This window comes from Pseudotabrizicola sediminis (genome assembly GCF_004745575.1).
GTDB lineage: Bacteria > Pseudomonadota > Alphaproteobacteria > Rhodobacterales > Rhodobacteraceae > Pseudotabrizicola > Pseudotabrizicola sediminis.
Genome location: NZ_RPEM01000015.1, coordinates 40204 through 58205, shown reverse-complemented (window position 1 = coordinate 58205; position 18002 = coordinate 40204). Strand labels below are relative to the sequence as shown.

Here is an 18002-nt window from a genome sequence, read left to right as displayed (position 1 = left end):
TCGTAGCTTCCGTCACTGTCCGATCTTCGGGGGGTAGCTCACAAGGCATCCTTCGGAACAGAGGCGGTGCCTGCCACGGCAATCTACTATCGTGATGCCCGCGACCTAGATGAACATCACCGACTTCAACGGTTCTTTGAATGGTTGGAGCGGCACGGCATCGAAACGCGAGGATCACAGGATTTTGCACGGCCGTGGTATCAGCGTGAACGCTACGGTTCCAACCTGATCCAGCTTGCGGTCGACGCCATGGAGGCAGCGCATGACGGGGCGTCCCTCGTGATCGTGGCGGGAGACGCCAAGCTTATCCCGCTGCTCACCCGGTTGGAGAAAATGGACGTGCCGGTGACGCTGATATCCAGCCTAGCAGTGCCTGCCAGCATTGCGCCCCCGCCGCCACTGGTCGACCTTGCCGAGGAGTTTATCGACCTGAATGAAGACGAGCGATTCTTCCTTGGATCTGACTAAAAACGGGCGTCTGGCGCGGTTCATGCCGCAGTGCAGAAGTCCCTCGCAGGTTTCGGGTTGCCAAAGAGGCATGTTTGCGGCTAACAGGACCGAGAAAAGCATGGACCCGGTGCAAGCCCGGGTGGCTATTCTGGCCGCTGATCCGCCAGACCACCTGAACCGACAACAGATCAAATCTCGACGCGTGGCCGGTACGGCCCTTCGTCGTTCAGGAACACATTTACATGATTTCACTCGACGCTTACCGCGAACAATGGTTCGGGAATATCCGTGGCGATTTGATAGCAGGGATTGTTGTGGCGCTTGCCCTGATCCCCGAAGCCATCGCATTTTCGATTATTGCGGGGGTCGACCCGAAGGTCGGTCTTTACGCCAGCTTTTCCATTGCTGTGCTGATCGCTTTTACGGGCGGACGTCCGGGCATGATCTCGGCCGCAACGGCGGCCACCGCCGTGCTGATGATCACGCTCGTCAAGGACCACGGGCTGCAATACCTGCTCGCGGCGACCGTTCTTGCCGGGCTGATCCAGATTGCGGCGGGCATATTCAAGCTGGGCTTTGTGATGCGCTACGTCTCGAAGTCGGTGATGACCGGCTTTGTGAATGCGTTGGCCATCCTGATCTTCATGGCGCAGTTGACCGAACTCGACCCGAGACTGGTCACCTGGCTGACCTATGTGCTGGTGGCAGCAGGGCTGGCGATCATCTACCTGTTCCCACTGCTGACCAAGGCAATCCCGTCGCCTTTGGTCACAATCGTGGTGTTGACCGGGTTGGTCATGATCTTTGGCTGGGACGTCCGCACGGTGGGCGATATGGGGGCGCTGCCCGATACGCTGCCGATTTTTCTGATCCCGCAGATTCCGCTGACATTTGAAACCCTGATGATCATCCTGCCCTATTCGGTGGCGGTTGCCGTGGTGGGTCTTCTAGAAAGCCTGATGACACAGAACATCGTCGATGATCTGACCGACACCAAGTCAAACCGGAATCAGGAGTGTATCGGCCAAGGCATCGCGAACACCGCGACCGGGTTCATTGGCGGCATGGCAGGCTGTGCAATGATCGGCCAGTCGATCATCAACGTGAAATCCGGCGGCCGTGGACGCCTGTCGTCGTTCGCGGCAGGCGTCTACCTGCTGTTTATGGTCGTTGTGCTTGGCGACCTCGTCAGTCAGATCCCGATGGCCGCCCTGGTGGCGATCATGATCATGGTCTCAGTCGGCACCTTCTCTTGGTCATCGATCAAGAACCTTCGCCTGCACCCCCGGTCGTCTTCGATCGTGATGGTCGCGACGGTGGTAACCGTGGTCTACACCCACAACCTTGCCATCGGCGTGCTGGTTGGCGTGCTGCTGTCGGGCATCTTCTTCGCAGGCAAGATCGCACAGCTATTCAACGTCACAACCAGCATCTCGAAGGACGGCCGCGTGCGGACCTACATCGTAGAGGGTCAGCTGTTCTATGGCTCTGTCGAGGACTTCATGAACGCCTTCGACTTCAAGGAAGCCTTGGACAAGGTCGTCATCGACGTCAGTCTTGCCCACATCTGGGACATTTCATCCGTTCAGGCCCTGGACATGGCAGTGCTGAAGTTCCGCCGCGACGGGGCCGAGGTCGAGATCGTTGGAATGAACGCGGCCACTGAAACCATCGTCGACAAACTTGCCATCCATGACAAGCCGGGCGCGATGGATCAGCTGATGTCGCATTAAGGGAGGGAAAGACCATGACCCAACAGACACAGACCACCATCGCGGGAAAGATCGTCGCCCTCGTGGACGGCTCCATCTACTCTGCCAGCGTCTGCGACCATGCCGCCTGGATTTCGCAGCGCACCGAGGCTCCTGTGGAGCTGATCCATGTCCTTGGTCGCCGCGAGGCTTCTGATACGCATGACCGCTCCGGTGCAATCAAGCTCGGAGCACGCACCGCGCTCCTGAACGAATTGGCAGAACTGGATGCACAGCGGTCCAAGCTGATGAGTCACAAGGGCCGGGCCATTCTGGAGGATGCCAGCGCCATTTTAGTAAAGGGTGGGGTGACTGACATCAGCACCCGCCTGCGCCACGGCGATGTGGTGGAAGCCGTGGCCGAAGTGGAAGCGGATGCGCGCGTCATCATCATCGGCAAGCGTGGCGAGGATGCGGACTTTGCCAAAGGACACCTCGGGTCGAACCTCGAACGCATCGTGCGGGCAAGCCACAAGCCGGTCTTTGTCGCCTCCCGTGCGTTCAAGCCGATTTCCAAGGTGCTGGTCGCGTATGACGGTGGCGCATCAGCAATGAAAGCCATCGACCACATTGCCCGCAGCCCGCTGTTCCAAGGGCTGGCCGTGCATGTCGTGACCGTGGGCAGTAGCTCGCCCGAAGTGATCAAGGGTCTCGACAATGCAAAAGCGATGCTGAAGTCGGCGGGGATTGAGGCGGAAACCTCTGTGCTGCCCGGCCAGCCCGAAACCGCGCTTGGCAAGCTGGTGGAAGAGGCGCAGTTCGACATGCTGGTCATGGGCGCCTATGGCCACAGCCGCATCCGCAGCCTGATCATCGGATCAACCACCACAGCGATGATCAGGTCATGCAAGGTGCCCGTCGTGCTGATGCGCTGAGCGCATGAGCGAGCCGACACCAGAACAGCTTAGATCACGGTTCCTTCCGCGCCTGCGGGAGGAACTAGACGAACTGCACGAGGCTTCCGGCGCCACCATCGAGCATCGCAAGCCCGTCGAACTGGACCAGCAAAGCGTGGGTCGGCTCAGCCGGATGGACGCCATGCAGCAGCAGGCCATGGCCACAGCCTTGGATGCACGCCGGAATGGCCGCATTCGCGCACTTGAAGCCGCGCTCCAGCGCCTTGAGGGAGAGCACTTCGGCTGGTGCGACGCCTGCGGTGAGTTCATCGGCGAAAAACGCCTCGAGCTTGATCCGACGATCATGCGCTGCCGGGCATGCGCCAAGTAAAACGGCCAACGCGATGTGGGTTTGCATCGGCGATCCGCCGTGACAACAGCATGGAGAAAACTGTATGAAGTTGAGGTACTGGACAGCTCTGTTCGCTGCTGTTTGCCTCTTGGTGACTCTTGCAGTTCGGGAGAACGATCAGTCGAAGCTACAAATCTCCAGTCTTGCGGCACGCGTTCCAGAAAAGCATGTTCCAGATGTCACAGCCAGTGACAGACCGGATGCAAATCCCCGGAGTAATCAATGGAATGGCACAACGCCGGACGCGCTGATCTCCTGGTCCGGCACCATTCGTCCAGGCGGAAGCCTCGATATTCTACTCACTGAGGCGGGTGTTGACGCTTCCGTCCGATCTGAGTTGTCCCGCGTGATCGGGTCGGAATACGATCTGCGGCGTCTTCAGCCCGGGTACCGCCTTACCTTGAAGATAATGGCGGACGGAAAGGTCTGGAGCGCGATGCTCGAGGTCGAGAAAGGATTGCGTGTTTACGCGACACTTGATGGCACCCCATCTGTCCGGACGATACTCCCCGAACTGGAGACTGTGACCCGCGCTGGTGAGGCAGAGATTGCCTCGTCGATCTACGCGGCCTTGGAGACCGCCAGCATCCCGACGAGGTTTGCCTCAGACCTTGAACTAATCCTGGACGGAACCCTCGACCTCCGACGGGCAGTTAATGGCGGCGAGCGCTTGCGCATCGTATGGCGCGAGAACCGGTTGGGCGACGAGGTGATCGGAGTGCCCACGATAGACTATGCGGAAATAGATCTTGGCGCAGTGCGCTTCGAAGTGATCTGGCCGGGTGACCAGTCCAGTCACGCCATAATCTACAAGGACAATCAGATCATTCGGGTGTTCGATCAACCGATCCCCGGTGCACGTCTGAGCTCATCGTTTGGGATGCGGGAGCATCCGGTCCACGGTGGCGTGAGGATGCACAGCGGCGTGGATTTCGCAGCCGAGTTTGGGTCACCAGTGCACGCCACGCAGTCCGGTACCCTTGCGTTTGTTGGACTCCGCAGCGGATATGGCCTTATGGTCGAAATCGACCATCCTGAGAATGTTCCCACGATTTACGCCCATCTGAGCGCCGCCAGCGAGGCAATCTCAGTCGGCCAAAGAATTGCTGCAGGCGAAGAAATTGGCCGTGTTGGATCGAGAGGGACATCGACCGCCCCGCATCTGCACTATGAGATCATTGTAAATGGCACACCCGTGCCGCCGCTTGCGGATGACAGGCTCGGACAAAACTCGGCAGAACATCTGGACATGCAGTCCATGCAGATGCTGCTTGTTGAAGCACGGAGCAAACTGACCCGAGTGTTGGCAACGAACCTTCCGGGGAGCCAGGATCAGGGCGGCTGAGTCTTTCGTGTCGGGGGTTTGGGTAACGAATGACCTTGTGACTTTCCCGGCTGTTTGAAAATCATGTTGTCAAATTGCAAGCGTATCCTCGGACGCCACGGAGGCACCAGTTCAGTAGAACCTGCCGCCAAGTTTCAGATTATTCGAGGTTGAGCTCCCTGAACTCGAAAGCGGCCTTTTGCACCTGATATAGGTATGACTCTGTCTGCAGGGCAGCGTCGAGGTCGAACAGCGCGATGTTGTACCCCTTTTCGGCAAACGCGCTCTTGTAGATCATGCCGTCAAATCCTTCGCTTCTGAACACCTCCGCGATGATCTGGGTGGCGGCATAGGCTCTAACGATGTGACAGTTTCCCCATGGTATCGATGTGCCAAGTTGGGTCTAAGCTGATCCACAAAGGAGAACGGTCACATCATCAGCGCGAGGCAACGTCTAATCAGCGTCCATGAGGCGATATCATTAATTCGGTCTCAGTGCCAGAATCGCAAATGCGCGTTACGCAGCCTGCCCCTTTATATCGGCTGGCCAAGCCAGAAAGCGTTCGTTCAACACCACAGAGGCAGCCCCAATTGCCCGCGCCAAAGGACCGATCGTTCCACGTTGGATGGTCGGCACGTCGATTCCGGCAAGGGGATAGCGGGGCATGAAGGCCGCAACCCGTGCCACCAGCACGTCAAGGATCTCTGCGGGCATTGCCCCATCTACGATCACAAGCCGGCTGTCGGTGGTGGCAACGGCAGAGATCATAGCCTGAGCAATACCGTGCGCCGCCTGCGTGATCCATCTGTCCACTAATGGGTTGGACAGCGTTGCTTGTGTAGGCTCAAGTCGCAGAACCTCGGCCGTCTGCCCTTTTGCGCGTAATGCGCGTTCCAAACCGATCAGCGACGCTACATCGATCAGCTGTTGCACCACGCCATCCGACCCTTGCACGAGCACGGATCCAAACGACCCCGCATTGCCCGATGCGCCCAGCACAAGGCTGCCCCGGGACGCGAGCCCGCCTCCGATGAACGTTCCGACAAAAACATACAGAACCTCGTCTCCATGCGGTAACGTGCCGAAGGTCATTTCAGCCGCACAGGCCGCAGCACCATCGTTGACTACCATGACGGGTAGCCCGGTTGCACCAAAAGTCGCGACCAAGTCGATATCACGCCAAGCTTGCATGGCGATCTGGCCTTCGGGCACTTCTTCAGCCCAGTCCCACAACCGCGACGGCAACGCGATACCCAAGCCTGCCACGGTCGGCACCGTGGCGCGAAAAGCAACGGTCGTATCCTCAAGCCAGCGGAGGACGACTACAGGATCCGGCCAGGCATAGGGCAGTCGCTTGTGCGCTCGGGTCTTGCCATCAAGGCCCAGCAAGACCAGATCAGCGCTCCGCCGCCCGATCTTGGAACCCAGCACATAATTGCCATCTGGATTGATCGAAATCGGCACTGAGGGTTGCCCCACCCTGCCCCGCGTCGGATTGCCCCGCAAGATCAGCCTCTCGGCGGACAGGGCTCGCAAAATTACCGAGACCGCCTGCGCCGACAAGCCAGACCGGCGGGCGAGGTCAGCGGCGCTCAGAGCGCCGGCGCTGTGCAACATGCCCAAAATCAACCGCTCATTGTGCGCGCGCAAAGACTCCGGCCCCGCTCCCCGGCGAGAGGTCGGGCCTAAATCGTTGCGACGGGTGCGTTTGAACATGGCAAGGATGTCATAAAAGGGACGATGCTCCCGATAGGGCTTGGTTTTGGCCATTATGTCAACAAGTCTGATTTATGTTGACCTGTTAGCGCAAACGGACGTACTATCCGATCGCAACAACTTGGGAGGGGGGTGGCGTATGGCTGGTGTCAGCATCCGCAATGTCGAGAAAACCTTTGGGGAAACCCAAGTAATCCACGGCATCAATGTCGAAATCGCGGATGGCGCCTTTGTTGTGTTGGTCGGCCCGTCGGGCTGCGGTAAATCCACTCTGCTGCGCATCATTGCCGGGCTGGAGGATGTGACAGGTGGCCAAATTCTGATTGGCGGGACCGAGGTCAATGACATGGCCCCGAAGGACCGCGACATCGCAATGGTGTTCCAAAACTACGGGCTCTACCCCCACATGACGGTGGCGCAAAACATGGGCTTTGCGCTCAAGCTTGCGCGCGCAGAAACGGCAGACATTGCATTGCGCGTCGGCCGGGCTGCAGAAATCCTGAATCTCACCCCGCTGCTCGACCGGTTTCCGCGGCAATTGTCCGGCGGTCAGCGTCAGCGTGTCGCGATGGGGCGCGCGATCGTTCGCAATCCGCAGGTGTTCCTGTTTGACGAGCCGTTGTCGAACCTTGATGCCAAATTGCGCGTGCAGATGCGGGCTGAGATAAAGGAGTTGCATCAACGCCTGAAGGTAACCACCGTTTACGTGACCCACGACCAGATCGAGGCCATGACGATGGCGGACATGATAGTGGTCATGCATGACGGTGTGGTCAAACAGGCCGGTGCGCCGTTGGAACTCTATGACCGTCCGTCAAATCTATTTGTGGCGGGTTTCATCGGCTCGCCTTCGATGAATTTCTTTGCCGCAACCGTGACTGACGGTGCCTTGCGCCTCGCCGACGGCCAGAGTCTGCAAGTGCCGGAAGGGACTTCGTTGGCCGAGGGCCTGCAAGTCATCGTCGGTTTGCGCCCCGAAGAATTGGTCTTGTCAGATCACGGCCTGCGCGCCGAGGTGACATTGGTGGAACCCACCGGGGCAGAGCTGCATGTGGGAGCCCGGCTGGCGGGTCAGCAGATGACAGCCGTCTTCCGCGAGCGTCATAGCCTCAAGCATGGTCAGGCGATTGCGATGACCCCTTTGCCCGGGAGGATGCACCTTTTCGACCCTACGACCCAAACCCGGCTGAACTAGGCGTCGGGACAAACAAACCAGAGGAGGAACAACATGACCGGACCAACCAGACGTGCTGCCATCGCCGGGGGACTAGCCCTTGGCTTTGGCTTGGCGACAACTGCAACGGCGCAGGACGTCACAATCCGCTGGGCGCTGCACCCCGGCGCAGAGGCGGACGCCGTCGTGAACTATTTCGCACCAAAATATGAGGCCGAAACCGGCATCAAGGTGATCGGGGAAATCCTGCCCCCCAACCAGTTGCGCGACCAGATGTCGATCGAGGCGATTGGCAAGACCGGTCGCTGGGATCTGGGTTATCACAGCCCCGGCTGGTTTGGCACCTTCAAGGACCACGTCGTCGATCTGACTCCGCTGATCGAGTCGACCGGTTTTGACGTGTCAAAATATCCGCCGCTGATCGTCGAAAGCCATATGAAGTCGGATGCACGCCCCGGTGAAATCATCGCCGTACCGACGACGCCTGCGGCGCCGATGATGATTGCCCGGCAAGATCTGTTCGAGCATCCCGACGAGCAGGCAGCCTTTAAGGAGAAATACGGGCGCGATCTGACCGTGCCGGCGACCTATGCCGAGTGGCGTGACGTGGCCGAATTCTTCACCCGGCCGGCTGGTGCGATGGCGGCCGGCGAAACGCTTGAACGTCCGCTCTATGGTTGGGCGGATGCGCTTGGCGCAGGGGCGGGGATCACCCGCAGCTATATCGTGGTTCTGTATTCGGCTGGTCTGGCTGGCTGGGGTGCGGATTTCAAGCCTGATATTGACAACCCTATTCTACTGGAAACCGCAAACTGGTTTACCCACATGGCGCAGAACACTGCACCGCGTGAAGCCCAGAACTGGGGCTTCCTCGAGGGGTTGGAAATGTTCCGCGACGGGCATCTCGCGACCGCAGTTATGTGGCCGCAGGGTCTTGGCACGGTAGAGGCCGAGGGCGGCAAGGCGGCCGGCAACACGCTTTATGCCGCGTTGCCCCAGTGGGAAGGCAATCTGAAAGGCTATGAGCAGGGCGTGCCCTTCCTTGGTGGGGGCGGTGTGTTCGTCTTTGACACGCCGAACCAGCAAGAGGCCTTCAAGTTCCTGAAATGGATGCTTCAGGATCAGGAAATCGAGTGGGGCAAGCAGTCCGAGCAATTCTCGACTACCGGGCATTTCGCCAGCGATGAGTTGCGCAACCTCAAGCCCTACTATGCGAACTTCCTGCCCGCCTATGAGAAAACTCTTCAACAGGTCTTTATCCGTCAGGGTATCCCTGAATACGGCGCGGTGATGTGGAACGGGACAACCGAATTCATTACCGATGTCTTCTCGGGCGATCTGACCGGTGAGCAGGCGCAGCAGCGCTGGGTCAGCAGCATGACTGAAGCCTTCACGGCTGCGGGCTATCTGAAATAAGCATGATTCCCCCGCGCCTGAAAGGGCGCGGGGCATTTACGGGGGGAACCGCATGTCTAGCAGACGCGCACAGTTTACACGGGGTTGGTGGTTTATCCTGCCGGGATTGATCTTGATGGTGATCGTCGTAGGCACGCCCCTGGTCATGGGGCTGCGCTATTCGTTGCACCGGGTATTTCTGTATGACTTCAACAATCAGGTGTTCGTTGGGCTTGAGAATTACTGGAAGGCGTTTGCAGACCCGCTGTTCGTCAATGCCTTACGGATCACGGGACTGTTCACGCTGGGCTGCGTAGTGCTGTCGGTTGGTTTCGGTATTCTAATCGCGTTCCTGCTCAATGCGCGTCAGGTCAAACTGCGGCCGATGTGGATGGCGCTGTTTCTCATTCCCTTTGTAATGACCCCTGTGGTCGGCGGCATTGCGTGGCGGTTTTTCATCTGGCAGCAGGAATTCGGCGTCGTAAACCAGATCTCTTCCTATTTCGGCGGCGGGATGCCGTTCTGGCTCTTGGAGCGGGACACCGCGCTGTATGCCACGATCATTACCAATTCGTGGCATCTGATCCCGCTCGCAGTACTGGTGTTTTACGCGGCCCTGACCACCATCCCCGATGAATTGCACGAGGCCGGGCGGGTGGATGGCGCGGGGCCGTTTCAGGCACTTTGGTATATCGTGCTGCCAATCCTGCGTCCGCATATCCTGTTTGTGTCGATCATCATCATAACATCCGCCTTTCGCGAGTTTGACATGATCTGGGCGCTGACGGGCGGCGGGCCGGGCCGGTCAACCACGGTTTTGTCGATCTTTGCCTATAACCGGGGCATCGCCAATCAGGACATGGGCATGGCCAATACGATCGCCTTTTCGATGTTCCTCATCATGGCGGTGATCGCTTGGCTGTACATCACTCTCTACCGCCGCACATTGGGAGACAAGGCATGACCAATCGCATGATGTCAGCCAGACTTCGTAAGCGCGGTGCCGTCTGGATCATTCACGCCTTGCTCGCGATATGGCTGGTCATTTCGCTTTTGCCGCCTGTCATGCTGATTGCGGCCAGCCTGAACCGCACAGCCCTGTTTCGCAGCCCGATGGACCTGTTGACTTTTCGCGACTTCACGCTTGAGAATTTCACCCAAGCCTTCACGCGTGGCGATTTCTGGTTCTTTTTTACCAATTCGGTGATCATCTCGGCCAGTGCCGTCGTCATCACTTTGGTTGTCTGCGTGCCGCTGGCCTATGGGCTGACCAAGATCTCGGGCCGGGCACGAGCTGCGGTGTCGTTCGGGGTACTGGCGATGCGCTTCATACCCTACGTCGTGCTGGCATTGCCGCTGTTCCTGATATTCGTGAACCTCGGATTGTCAGGGTCGCGCACCGGTCTGCTGCTCGCCCATCTGTCAATCCATATTCCTTTCGCCACCTGGATGCTCGTAGGGTTTTTTGACACCGTTCCGCAAGAGCTGGAAGAGGCTGGCATTGTGGATGGCTGCAACCCCTGGCACCTGTTCTGGCATGTTTCGCTGCCGGTTGTGCGATCAGGGGTGATTGCGCTGGCGATCCTTGTGTTCATCATCTCATGGAACGAGTATCTGTTCGCGCTGTTCCTTGCAGGCAACAGTGCGCAGCCGTTGACCGTAGGGATCACCCGGTTTCTGGGCGGAGCCGAGGCCGGTGCCGAATACGGCGTGATTGCGGCCTATGCGGTGCTGGTCATCGCGCCCGTGATCCTGTTCGCCCTGACGGCAAACCGTTACATTGTCAGCGGGATGACAGCGGGTGCTGTGAAGGGCTAGGAATCGGTCCGGTCTTGCACCCCATAGCTGGCGAAGCCGGTGGCGGCGTCGGCGATCTGCGCCTCGGTCAGTATGTGACCGCCGCCAATCAGCAATGTGTGATAATGCTGGTGCGCAAGAGCCTCCATCTCATGCGCCAGCCAGCAGGCGCGGGTCAGCGTATTGGCCGCTGTCAGCATGCCATGATTGGCCATCAGACAGCCCGCGCGCCCCTCCATCGCTGTGACCACATGGGTGGAAAGGTCTTCCGTGCCATAGCGGGCATAGTCGCAGACCGGAATTTCAGGCCCGCCAAAGGCTGCCATCATGTAGTGAACCGCCGGGATCGGCTGGCGGGCAATCGCAAGCACCGTGCACCAAGGCGCGTGAGTATGCACAACCGCACCGATATCTGGCCGGGCGCGCATAAGGTCCAAATGGAAGCGCCACTCGGTCGACGGCTTTCGCGGCCCTTCCCATGCCCCGTAATCGCCTTCCAACGGCATGGCGGCAATCATGTCGACAGTTAATTGAATATAAGGCACCGCCGATGGCGTGATCAGCATGTGGGTTCCGCAGCGCACCGAAAGGTTGCCAGATGCCCCACGGTTCAGACCGGAGGCATCCAGTTCCTTAGCCCGCGCCACCAGATCCGCGCGTAATTCGAATTCGGTCATCTCTCGTTCCTTTCGCTGTCATTCGCCATCGTGGTCCACAGGGGGGCAAGGGTTCTGCGCGCTTGCAGATAATGTGAAAATCGCCGGTCCTGCCGAGTCCTTGCCGCGTCGTCGGGTTCCAACGCCAGACCAAGGCAAGGGCTGACCCACGAGTCTACGGCGGCTGGGATGTCGGGGAAGGCCCCGACGGCGACGGCACCAATCATGGCAGCGCCTGCGGCCCCAGCCTCTTCGCGCGAGCTTGGACGAACCGGCACCCCGAGGGCCGCCGCCATAATGCGCCGCAACGCGACAGATCGGGCAGCCCCGCCGGTCAGGCGTACCTCTGGCGGGACACCACCCATGGCCGAATAGCAATCGCGGGCAGCCAAACCCAACCCCTCAGCGACGGCGCCCACCAGATCGACAAAGCGATGTTCCGTTGTAAGCCCAATAAACCCGGCACGTGCATGCGCATCGACAAAAGGCCCCCGTTCTCCTGCCGCCGAGATGTAGGGGTGGTAGAGAGGCCCGCGATTTGCATCGCCCAACCACCCGTCCAGCCGTTCAATCAGATCGGGCACCGGTTGGTCCAGACCCTTTAACAGCCCCTCGGCCAGTCCAAGCATCCAGTCCAGATTGAGTGTTCCGGCCATGTTGGTCTGCATCTGTGCAACCATCCCCGGTATCGGCATGACCATTACATATCCGGTCGGCTGCGCGGGCAAAGTGACATCTTCTACCCGCATCCCCTTCATGTGCACGCCTGTGGACCCGAGGATCGTGCAGCCAAAACCTTGCCCGCCCTCCAAGATGCCCGCGCCCAAGCCGGTGCAGACAGCATCCAGATAGCCAAGGCTAACCGGCGTCCCAGTCCGCAGACCCGTTTCGGCTGCGGCAGCTGCCGTCAGTGGGAGGACGGTTCGCACCCCGTCAAGAATGGGTGGCAAAAGGTGGCGCAGGATACCAAGGCCAAGCGCATCGATCACACCATCATCATAGGCGCGGGTGCGGAAATCGCCAAAGCTGAAACATGCTTCGCACGGATCAGTGGCGCGGACGCCGGTCATGCGAAAGAACAGCCAATCCTTGCAGTGAAATGCGGTGGCCGCCCTGACCAACAAATCGGGAGCATGGGCCTGCATCCACATGAGTTGCGGACCCTGCTGACATGAGGTCAGCGCGGTGCCGGTAGTGCGGAAATGCACGGCTTCGGCCTCGCCGCCTCGCAGGCCGGCAACCAACCCCGCTGCCCGAGCGTCGAGCCACAGCCAACCCGGCCCTACCGGATCGCCAGCCCCATCGATTATCCAGCACCCGTCCCCCTGTCCGGTAACGCCGATCGCTGCAATCCGATCGGCAAAGTCTGGCACCTTTGCCCCGAGGCCGCGCAAGACGGCGGTGCAGTCATCCCATGTCCGCCGCATGTCCTGTGTTACGGCACCATCTGGTCCGACATCATGCAAGTTCCGCCGTTGGGCCATTGCAACTGTCTGTCCTGTCAGATCGAAGGCCACGGCCTTGATGGTCGAGGTACCTGCATCCAGACCAACGAACAGATCAGTCATCACGGCCCCCTTGTTGCCGCGCTCGACATTTGGCAGGGTTGCGGACAACCCAAAAAAATTTGGCAGGTACTTTGATGGCCACTCCCCGAAACGCCGGACGAGGCATCCGCGAGGATGCAGTGATCGAGGCAGCATGGCTGTATTTTCATGACAGCCTTAACCAGAATGACATCGCGACGCGGCTTGGGGTCTCGCGCGCTACCGTGGTCACCTATCTTCAGGAGGCGAGGGCTTCGGGGCTTGTGCGTATATCTCTGGCCGAAGAACCATTTACCCGCCACCGCCTCGCCCATGATCTTTGCGACCGTTTTGGATTGAAGGCCGCGTATGTCGCGCCTGCTGCCGCGGGTGTGGAGGGCACGCTCAAAAGGGTGGCGCGTGCCGCGGCCGAATGGCTGCCAACACTTTTGGAACCCGGAGATCGACTGGGCATCGCTTGGGGCCAAACTGTGTTCGAAACGGTCGAGGCCATGGGCCAGATCCAGACCGAAGATGTAAAGGTGCTTCAACTGGTGGGTTCGGTCCCCAGCCCGTTCGGCTTTACTGCGGAGGCATGTTCGACCAACCTTGCGCGGAAACTGTCTGCCGAATGCATTAATCTGTTCGCACCAGTCATCCTGTCCAATGCCGAAAACGCCCGAATCCTGATGGCCGAGCCGATCATCGCGGCGCAGTTGGCAACGCTGGGCACCTGCACCAAGGCGATATTTGCGGCCGGATCGTGCCTGCCTGACAGTCATGTGGTGGGCGCAGGAGTCGCGAGCCTTGCAGAACTGGACGTTTACAAGGCGGCGGGGGCGAAGGGTGTATTGTGTGGACGGTTCATTGATGCCCAAGGATCGCCACTGCCCGGCCCCATGGACGGGCGGATGATGGGAATGACGCTTGACCGGCTGCGCGGGTTGCAGATGGGGCTGTTGGTGTCTTGCGGATCCGAAAAGGTGGTGCCGATGCATTCGGTGCTGACAGGGGGCTATGCCACCCATCTGGTCACTGATGCTGACACCGCGACCGAGTTGCTCGACATCGCGCGTTAAGGTCATAAGGGGGCCTGATCCGGAAACATCGCGGCCAGACCCGCGGCCGTTGCCGGGGCAACGCCGCGTTCCGTGATCAGGCCAGTGACCAGTCGGGCAGGCGTTACGTCGAATGCTGGGTTGGCGCCAGGAGTGGCGTCGGGGCTGATCCGCACCATTCCGACCTGCCCCGCCGCATCGCGACCTTGCACGAACGATACCTCATCGCCCGAACGCTCTTCGATCGGGATCTCGCGCACTCCGTCTTGCACGCGCCAATCGATGGTGGGAGAGGGTAGCGCCACGTAAAACGGCACGCCGTTGTCATGCGCCGCAAGCGCCTTGAGGTAGGTGCCGATCTTGTTGCAGACGTCGCCGCGCGCCGTAGTCCGGTCGGTGCCCACGATCACCATGTCAACTTGCCCGTGCTGCATCAGATGGCCGCCTGCGTTGTCGACAATCAAATGATGCGGAATTCCGTGACCTGCCATCTCCCATGCCGTGAGATGCGCTCCCTGATTTCGCGGGCGGGTTTCGTCCACCCAGACATGCACATCAATCCCGCGTTCGACCGCGTGATAGATGGGCGAGGTGGCTGTGCCCCAGTCCACCGTGGCCAGCCAGCCCGCGTTGCAATGGGTCAGAATATTGACCGGACCGGACTTGCGCGCCGCAATCGCCTCGATCAGCGCCACGCCTTGTTCACCTATGCGGCGGTTGATCTCGACATCTTCGTCGCAGATCGCAGCAGCGCGGGCGCTGGCAGCGTCCTGGCGGGCCGATGGGGCCAGCGGCGCCAGCCGTGCGCGCACGTCTTCCAGCGCCCAACGCAGGTTTACGGCCGTCGGCCGTGTGGCCATCAAGGCATCGTAGGCCCTTGCCAATCCCGCGTCTGACGCGTCTTCCGCCATCGCCAGTGCCATGCCCCAGGCCGCCGTCGCCCCGATCAACGGCGCGCCCCGCACCCACATGTCGCGAATGGCAATGGCCGCCTGGTCCATTGTTGCAAGATCGACGATCACAAATTCATGAGGCAGACGGGTTTGGTCGATGATCTGCACACGGCCCTCTGGCGTGGTCCAGATCGAGCGGTAGGGAATGCCGTTGACCTTCATGCCAGATCCTCCTCTTCGATCCGTTCAGCGAGCGCAATCAGCCCCTCCATGGTAATGATCGCGCGATTGATTGTGACGTGCCGCCCCAATGCCAGAGCACGCCGTTCGGCAATCAGCCGACGACTGTCATCCGTGATGCTTTCCAAATCCTCGACATGGGCAAGGCCAAGAACGCGGCGGTGCATTTCCACACCACAAAACCCCATGGCGTCGACCCATATACCGCGCAACACATCTTGCAGCGCCTGTTCAGACGCCAGCGGATCGCCCTGATCCTCGAAAAGGGCGCGCTGATAGAGGATGCCAGTTCGCTCGGTTCGCCACAGCCGGGAAAACTCTGCGACAAACACGCCCCATGTGTCGCGCGTCACACTCAGAAGCCAACTTCTATAGGCAGCACGGTCGCCGGGCGTGGCTTCGTGTCCAGATTGCGCGAAATACCCAAGCAAAAAGTTCGCCAGCAGCATTCCGATATCAAAACCAAATGGGCCGTAGATGGCAAATTCAGGGTCGATAACCTGCGTATCTTCGGCCGTTACCATGATCGACCCGGAATGAAGGTCGCCATGCACCAGCGTTTCGCTCTTGCTGACAAAGGCATGTTTCATCGCCTGTGCGGCCACTTTCATATCGCGATCAGTGCGCAGTTTCGTAATCCAAGGGTCCAGCCCCGGCGTGTGCCGGTTCATGGCAGCATCGAAATAAGGATCTGAAAACACAAGGTTTTCTGTAATATCGGCTAACGCAACATTATCGGAAAACAGCGCAAGATCAGCCTTGGCTTGCGGTGCGGGCAACGACAGGTTCGACCCGCGAAACAGTGTGCGCGCCAGAAACAACCCCATGTCAGCGGCAAGGTTCGGGTGTTGCACCCCCGTCACGATGCTTTTGCGCAAGATCACGTGCGGACTTAGATAGCGCATCACGACAAGCGCCTGGACTTCGTCAAAATGATAGATTTCGGGCACCCGGCCCGGATCGCGGAGGGCATGGCGGATCAGGGCGTTGTATTCGAAGACAGACCGTTTCAGCGGTAGGGGCCAACTGTCCCCGACCAGCCGCACATAGGGCAGCGCCTGCTTGACCACCAGCGCGCCTTGTAAGCTTTGGACTATGAAGACGAGGTTCAGGTTGCCGTCGCCCACCTCGCGCACGTCCCAGACGCTGGAATCGGTGCCGAGCCGTTCGGTCACAGCGGGCACATTCGCCAAACGCGCGCGCAGGCTTTCGGTAGTGCAGGGGGTATAGGCGATCATGCAGAACCCTCTTGTTTAATTGTGATATCGGCAGCGCGGGATGTGGTCGCCACCAGTCGTGCGTTGGGAATATCATTGCCAAGCGCACGGGTGCGGGCTGCTTCTGCATCTAGGCCGTAATGCAGCCAGCGGTCGATCAGGCGGCGTTCTAGTTCGGCCTCGGGCACATCCAGAAACACCGTCATGTCGAACAGCGGTGACAGATCCCGCCATTGGGCCTGTTCAAGCAGTAGATAATTGCCTTCGATGAGGATCACCGGGACCTCTGGCCCCACCTCTCGTGCCCCGGCGCGGGCAAGATCTAGCTCGCGGTCAAACACTGGCAGGATCACTGGGCGGTCTGCAGCGCGCACGCGGGCCAGATCGCCCGCCAGACCATCCACGTCAAATGTAGGGGGTGAGCCCTTGCGCGCCCGGAGGCCCCGCGCATCAAGGATGGCATTGTCGAGGTGATAGCCATCCATCGGCATCACCGCCGCCGCACCAGCGCGCTGGTCGTTAAGCGCAGCACAAAGGGCCTCGGCCAGCGTTGATTTGCCAGATCCCGGCGCGCCCGCAATGGCGACGATCATCCGGCCGTGACCAAGACGTGCAAAAATAAGTTTGGCAAGCGCATCCGTTTCCATCAGATCAACCCGTATTGCCGCGCCTTGCCGCGCAAGAAGGGCAAGCCATTGTTCATCACTTCCTCGAAGTCCTTTGCCACCGGCCGCCAGACCGCAAGGCCGAAGGCAACCTCTGGCGGCATATTGATGAAGCTTTCCATCGCCAACCCCCCCTTGAAGCCGATCGCGGCAAGGGTTGCATAGATTTCGTCCCAGTCGCAGGTGCCCCAGCCGGGCGTGCCGCGATCGGATTCCGACAGGTGGATATATTTGATGTAATCGCGCGCATCAAGAATACCGTTGCCAGCGCCCTTTTCCTCGATATTCATGTGATAGGTATCAAGGTGGATGAACATGTTGTCCGCGCCCACCCGCTCAATCATCTCGCGCGCTTGGCGGCCGGTGTTCAGGAGGTGATTTTCATAGCGGTTCACCGGCTCGATCCCGAACAGCACGCCCCGCGATTTGGCATGTTTAGCCGCCGCTTCCAGCGCACGGGCAATGTTGTCGTATTCGTCCCGCGTCGGATAGACCCCGGTGCGCTGTCCGATCCCGCCATAGGTGACTCCCGTCAGCGCCTCGCAACCCATCTCGGCGGTCTTGTCTAACGCAAATCTAAGATGGTCTATGGCGGCATCAGGGTGGACCGAGGGCCATTTCCCCTCTGGCAGACCCAGCGAGCAGACCGCGCGCAGATTGTTTGCATCCAACAGCGCGCGTGTGTGCTGAGTATCAACCTTTTCCGGGGTCAGAAGCGCAATTTCTATGAAGTCCATTTTGTAGTGGACAGCACCGGCAATAGCGCGCTCGGCCCCTTCGCGGTTCCAGTTCATGGTCCACATGCTGGTATGAACGCCAAAGCCTTGCATGATTTTTCCTTTGTCGAAACGGATATGATTTGGATGGCACCAGAAGAATGTCCGCCCCCCT

At 59.6% G+C, this 18002-nt stretch carries 18 protein-coding genes, 1 pseudogene and 1 other annotated feature; of the genes and pseudogenes, 10 read left to right on the top strand and 9 right to left on the bottom strand.

Features of this window, described 5'->3' with window-relative positions:
• Window positions 1-66 precede the first annotated feature (66 nt).
• The 5 genes from EEB11_RS17235 (at window position 67) to EEB11_RS17215 (ending at window position 4794) form a co-directional block, all read left to right on the top strand.
• Complete coding sequence (locus EEB11_RS17235; protein ID WP_167852788.1) at window positions 67-468, top strand: NYN domain-containing protein; 402 nt, start codon at window positions 67-69, stop codon at window positions 466-468.
• A 99-nt stretch (window positions 469-567) separates the two neighbouring features.
• Window positions 568-623, top strand: a sequence feature (sul1 is cis-regulatory element that is thought to sense ions involved in sulfur or methionine metabolism; They are found in Alphaproteobacteria).
• Between the two features lie 69 nt (window positions 624-692).
• Window positions 693-2183: a SulP family inorganic anion transporter gene (locus EEB11_RS17230; protein ID WP_135433490.1), complete on the top strand. Its 1491-nt coding sequence runs from the start codon at window positions 693-695 to the stop codon at window positions 2181-2183.
• Between the two features lie 14 nt (window positions 2184-2197).
• A complete protein-coding gene (locus tag EEB11_RS17225) occupies window positions 2198-3076 on the top strand; it encodes a universal stress protein (RefSeq protein ID WP_135433488.1) in 879 nt (292 codons plus the stop codon).
• 4 nt (window positions 3077-3080) lie between these two features.
• Entirely contained in the window at window positions 3081-3428 is a 348-nt protein-coding gene (locus EEB11_RS20375; RefSeq protein ID WP_135433486.1) for a TraR/DksA family transcriptional regulator, read from the top strand.
• Window positions 3429-3492: 64 nt separating this feature from the next.
• On the top strand, window positions 3493-4794 hold the full coding sequence (locus EEB11_RS17215; protein ID WP_135433484.1) for a M23 family metallopeptidase: 1302 nt from the start codon (window positions 3493-3495) through the stop codon (window positions 4792-4794).
• Window positions 4795-4933: 139 nt separating this feature from the next.
• On the opposite strand, the gene EEB11_RS17210 is transcribed toward EEB11_RS17215, so the two are convergent.
• The 3 genes and pseudogenes from EEB11_RS17210 to EEB11_RS20370 all read right to left on the bottom strand — a co-directional run.
• Complete coding sequence (locus EEB11_RS17210; protein WP_280950287.1) at window positions 4934-5137, bottom strand: RES family NAD+ phosphorylase; 204 nt, start codon at window positions 5135-5137, stop codon at window positions 4934-4936.
• A gap of 153 nt (window positions 5138-5290) precedes the next feature.
• Window positions 5291-6238, bottom strand: a complete 948-nt coding sequence (locus tag EEB11_RS17205) for an ROK family protein (RefSeq protein ID WP_167852784.1) — start codon at window positions 6236-6238, stop codon at window positions 5291-5293.
• Between the two features lie 27 nt (window positions 6239-6265).
• A pseudogene (locus EEB11_RS20370) lies at window positions 6266-6490 on the bottom strand (MarR family transcriptional regulator); the annotation flags it as partial.
• A gap of 139 nt (window positions 6491-6629) precedes the next feature.
• Between EEB11_RS20370 and EEB11_RS17200 the strand changes: the two are divergent.
• The 4 genes from EEB11_RS17200 (at window position 6630) to EEB11_RS17185 (ending at window position 10877) form a co-directional block, all read left to right on the top strand.
• Window positions 6630-7685 (top strand): ABC transporter ATP-binding protein, encoded by a 1056-nt coding sequence (locus tag EEB11_RS17200; RefSeq protein WP_135433498.1) that lies wholly within the window; start codon window positions 6630-6632, stop codon window positions 7683-7685.
• Between the two features lie 33 nt (window positions 7686-7718).
• Window positions 7719-9080 (top strand): ABC transporter substrate-binding protein, encoded by a 1362-nt coding sequence (locus tag EEB11_RS17195; RefSeq protein WP_135433478.1) that lies wholly within the window; start codon window positions 7719-7721, stop codon window positions 9078-9080.
• Window positions 9081-9195: 115 nt separating this feature from the next.
• Window positions 9196-10023 carry a carbohydrate ABC transporter permease gene (locus EEB11_RS17190; RefSeq protein WP_167852787.1) on the top strand — a complete coding sequence of 276 codons (828 nt, stop codon included), beginning with the start codon at window positions 9196-9198 and terminating at the stop codon, window positions 10021-10023.
• The gene (locus EEB11_RS17185) at window positions 10020-10877 is read left to right on the top strand and encodes a carbohydrate ABC transporter permease (protein WP_210134446.1); all 858 of its coding nucleotides are present in this window, start codon (window positions 10020-10022) and stop codon (window positions 10875-10877) included. Before EEB11_RS17190 ends, EEB11_RS17185 begins: the two co-directional genes overlap by 4 nt.
• Here the strand turns inward: EEB11_RS17185 and EEB11_RS17180 are convergent.
• Together EEB11_RS17180 and EEB11_RS17175 are read right to left on the bottom strand one after the other, a co-directional pair.
• Window positions 10874-11533, bottom strand: a complete 660-nt coding sequence (locus EEB11_RS17180; protein ID WP_135433474.1) for a class II aldolase/adducin family protein — start codon at window positions 11531-11533, stop codon at window positions 10874-10876. The genes EEB11_RS17185 and EEB11_RS17180 overlap by 4 nt on opposite strands.
• Window positions 11530-13080 (bottom strand): FGGY-family carbohydrate kinase, encoded by a 1551-nt coding sequence (locus tag EEB11_RS17175; RefSeq protein ID WP_135433472.1) that lies wholly within the window; start codon window positions 13078-13080, stop codon window positions 11530-11532. Before EEB11_RS17175 ends, EEB11_RS17180 begins: the two co-directional genes overlap by 4 nt.
• A 74-nt stretch (window positions 13081-13154) precedes the next feature.
• Between EEB11_RS17175 and EEB11_RS17170 the strand changes: the two genes are divergently transcribed.
• Entirely contained in the window at window positions 13155-14117 is a 963-nt protein-coding gene (locus EEB11_RS17170) for a sugar-binding transcriptional regulator (protein ID WP_135433470.1), read from the top strand.
• A 2-nt stretch (window positions 14118-14119) separates the two neighbouring features.
• Here the strand turns inward: EEB11_RS17170 and mtnA are convergent, their stop codons facing one another.
• Genes mtnA through EEB11_RS17150 form a run of 4 tightly spaced genes read right to left on the bottom strand, consistent with a single transcriptional unit; the run spans window position 14120 to window position 17941 of the window.
• Complete coding sequence (gene mtnA, locus EEB11_RS17165) at window positions 14120-15211, bottom strand: S-methyl-5-thioribose-1-phosphate isomerase (protein WP_135433468.1); 1092 nt, start codon at window positions 15209-15211, stop codon at window positions 14120-14122.
• Window positions 15208-16467: an S-methyl-5-thioribose kinase gene (gene mtnK, locus EEB11_RS17160; RefSeq protein ID WP_135433466.1), complete on the bottom strand. Its 1260-nt coding sequence runs from the start codon at window positions 16465-16467 to the stop codon at window positions 15208-15210. The genes mtnA and mtnK overlap by 4 nt, the downstream gene beginning before the upstream one ends.
• Window positions 16464-17093, bottom strand: a complete 630-nt coding sequence (locus EEB11_RS17155) for a nucleoside triphosphate hydrolase (protein WP_135433464.1) — start codon at window positions 17091-17093, stop codon at window positions 16464-16466. Before EEB11_RS17155 ends, mtnK begins: the two co-directional genes overlap by 4 nt.
• Window positions 17093-17941: a sugar phosphate isomerase/epimerase family protein gene (locus EEB11_RS17150; protein ID WP_135433462.1), complete on the bottom strand. Its 849-nt coding sequence runs from the start codon at window positions 17939-17941 to the stop codon at window positions 17093-17095. The genes EEB11_RS17155 and EEB11_RS17150 overlap by 1 nt, the downstream gene beginning before the upstream one ends.
• Window positions 17942-18002: the final 61 nt, after the last annotated feature.

Excerpts from the sequence above, each read along its gene's own strand:
- mtnA (WP_135433468.1), bottom strand. The coding sequence starts at position 15,211 with ATGAAGGTCAACGGCATTCCCTACCGCTCGATCTGGACCACGCCAGAG.
- EEB11_RS17180 (WP_135433474.1), bottom strand. The coding sequence starts at position 11,533 with ATGACCGAATTCGAATTACGCGCGGATCTGGTGGCGCGGGCTAAGGAA.
- EEB11_RS17175 (WP_135433472.1), bottom strand. The coding sequence starts at position 13,080 with ATGACTGATCTGTTCGTTGGTCTGGATGCAGGTACCTCGACCATCAAG.
- EEB11_RS17195 (WP_135433478.1), top strand. The coding sequence starts at position 7,719 with ATGACCGGACCAACCAGACGTGCTGCCATCGCCGGGGGACTAGCCCTT.
- EEB11_RS17185 (WP_210134446.1), top strand. The coding sequence starts at position 10,020 with ATGACCAATCGCATGATGTCAGCCAGACTTCGTAAGCGCGGTGCCGTC.
- EEB11_RS17230 (WP_135433490.1), top strand. The coding sequence starts at position 693 with ATGATTTCACTCGACGCTTACCGCGAACAATGGTTCGGGAATATCCGT.
- EEB11_RS17200 (WP_135433498.1), top strand. The coding sequence starts at position 6,630 with ATGGCTGGTGTCAGCATCCGCAATGTCGAGAAAACCTTTGGGGAAACC.
- mtnK (WP_135433466.1), bottom strand. The coding sequence starts at position 16,467 with ATGATCGCCTATACCCCCTGCACTACCGAAAGCCTGCGCGCGCGTTTG.
- EEB11_RS17150 (WP_135433462.1), bottom strand. The coding sequence starts at position 17,941 with ATGCAAGGCTTTGGCGTTCATACCAGCATGTGGACCATGAACTGGAAC.
- EEB11_RS17170 (WP_135433470.1), top strand. The coding sequence starts at position 13,155 with ATGGCCACTCCCCGAAACGCCGGACGAGGCATCCGCGAGGATGCAGTG.
- EEB11_RS17155 (WP_135433464.1), bottom strand. The coding sequence starts at position 17,093 with ATGGAAACGGATGCGCTTGCCAAACTTATTTTTGCACGTCTTGGTCAC.
- EEB11_RS17190 (WP_167852787.1), top strand. The coding sequence starts at position 9,196 with ATGGTGATCGTCGTAGGCACGCCCCTGGTCATGGGGCTGCGCTATTCG.
- EEB11_RS20375 (WP_135433486.1), top strand. The coding sequence starts at position 3,081 with ATGAGCGAGCCGACACCAGAACAGCTTAGATCACGGTTCCTTCCGCGC.
- EEB11_RS17215 (WP_135433484.1), top strand. The coding sequence starts at position 3,493 with ATGAAGTTGAGGTACTGGACAGCTCTGTTCGCTGCTGTTTGCCTCTTG.
- EEB11_RS17225 (WP_135433488.1), top strand. The coding sequence starts at position 2,198 with ATGACCCAACAGACACAGACCACCATCGCGGGAAAGATCGTCGCCCTC.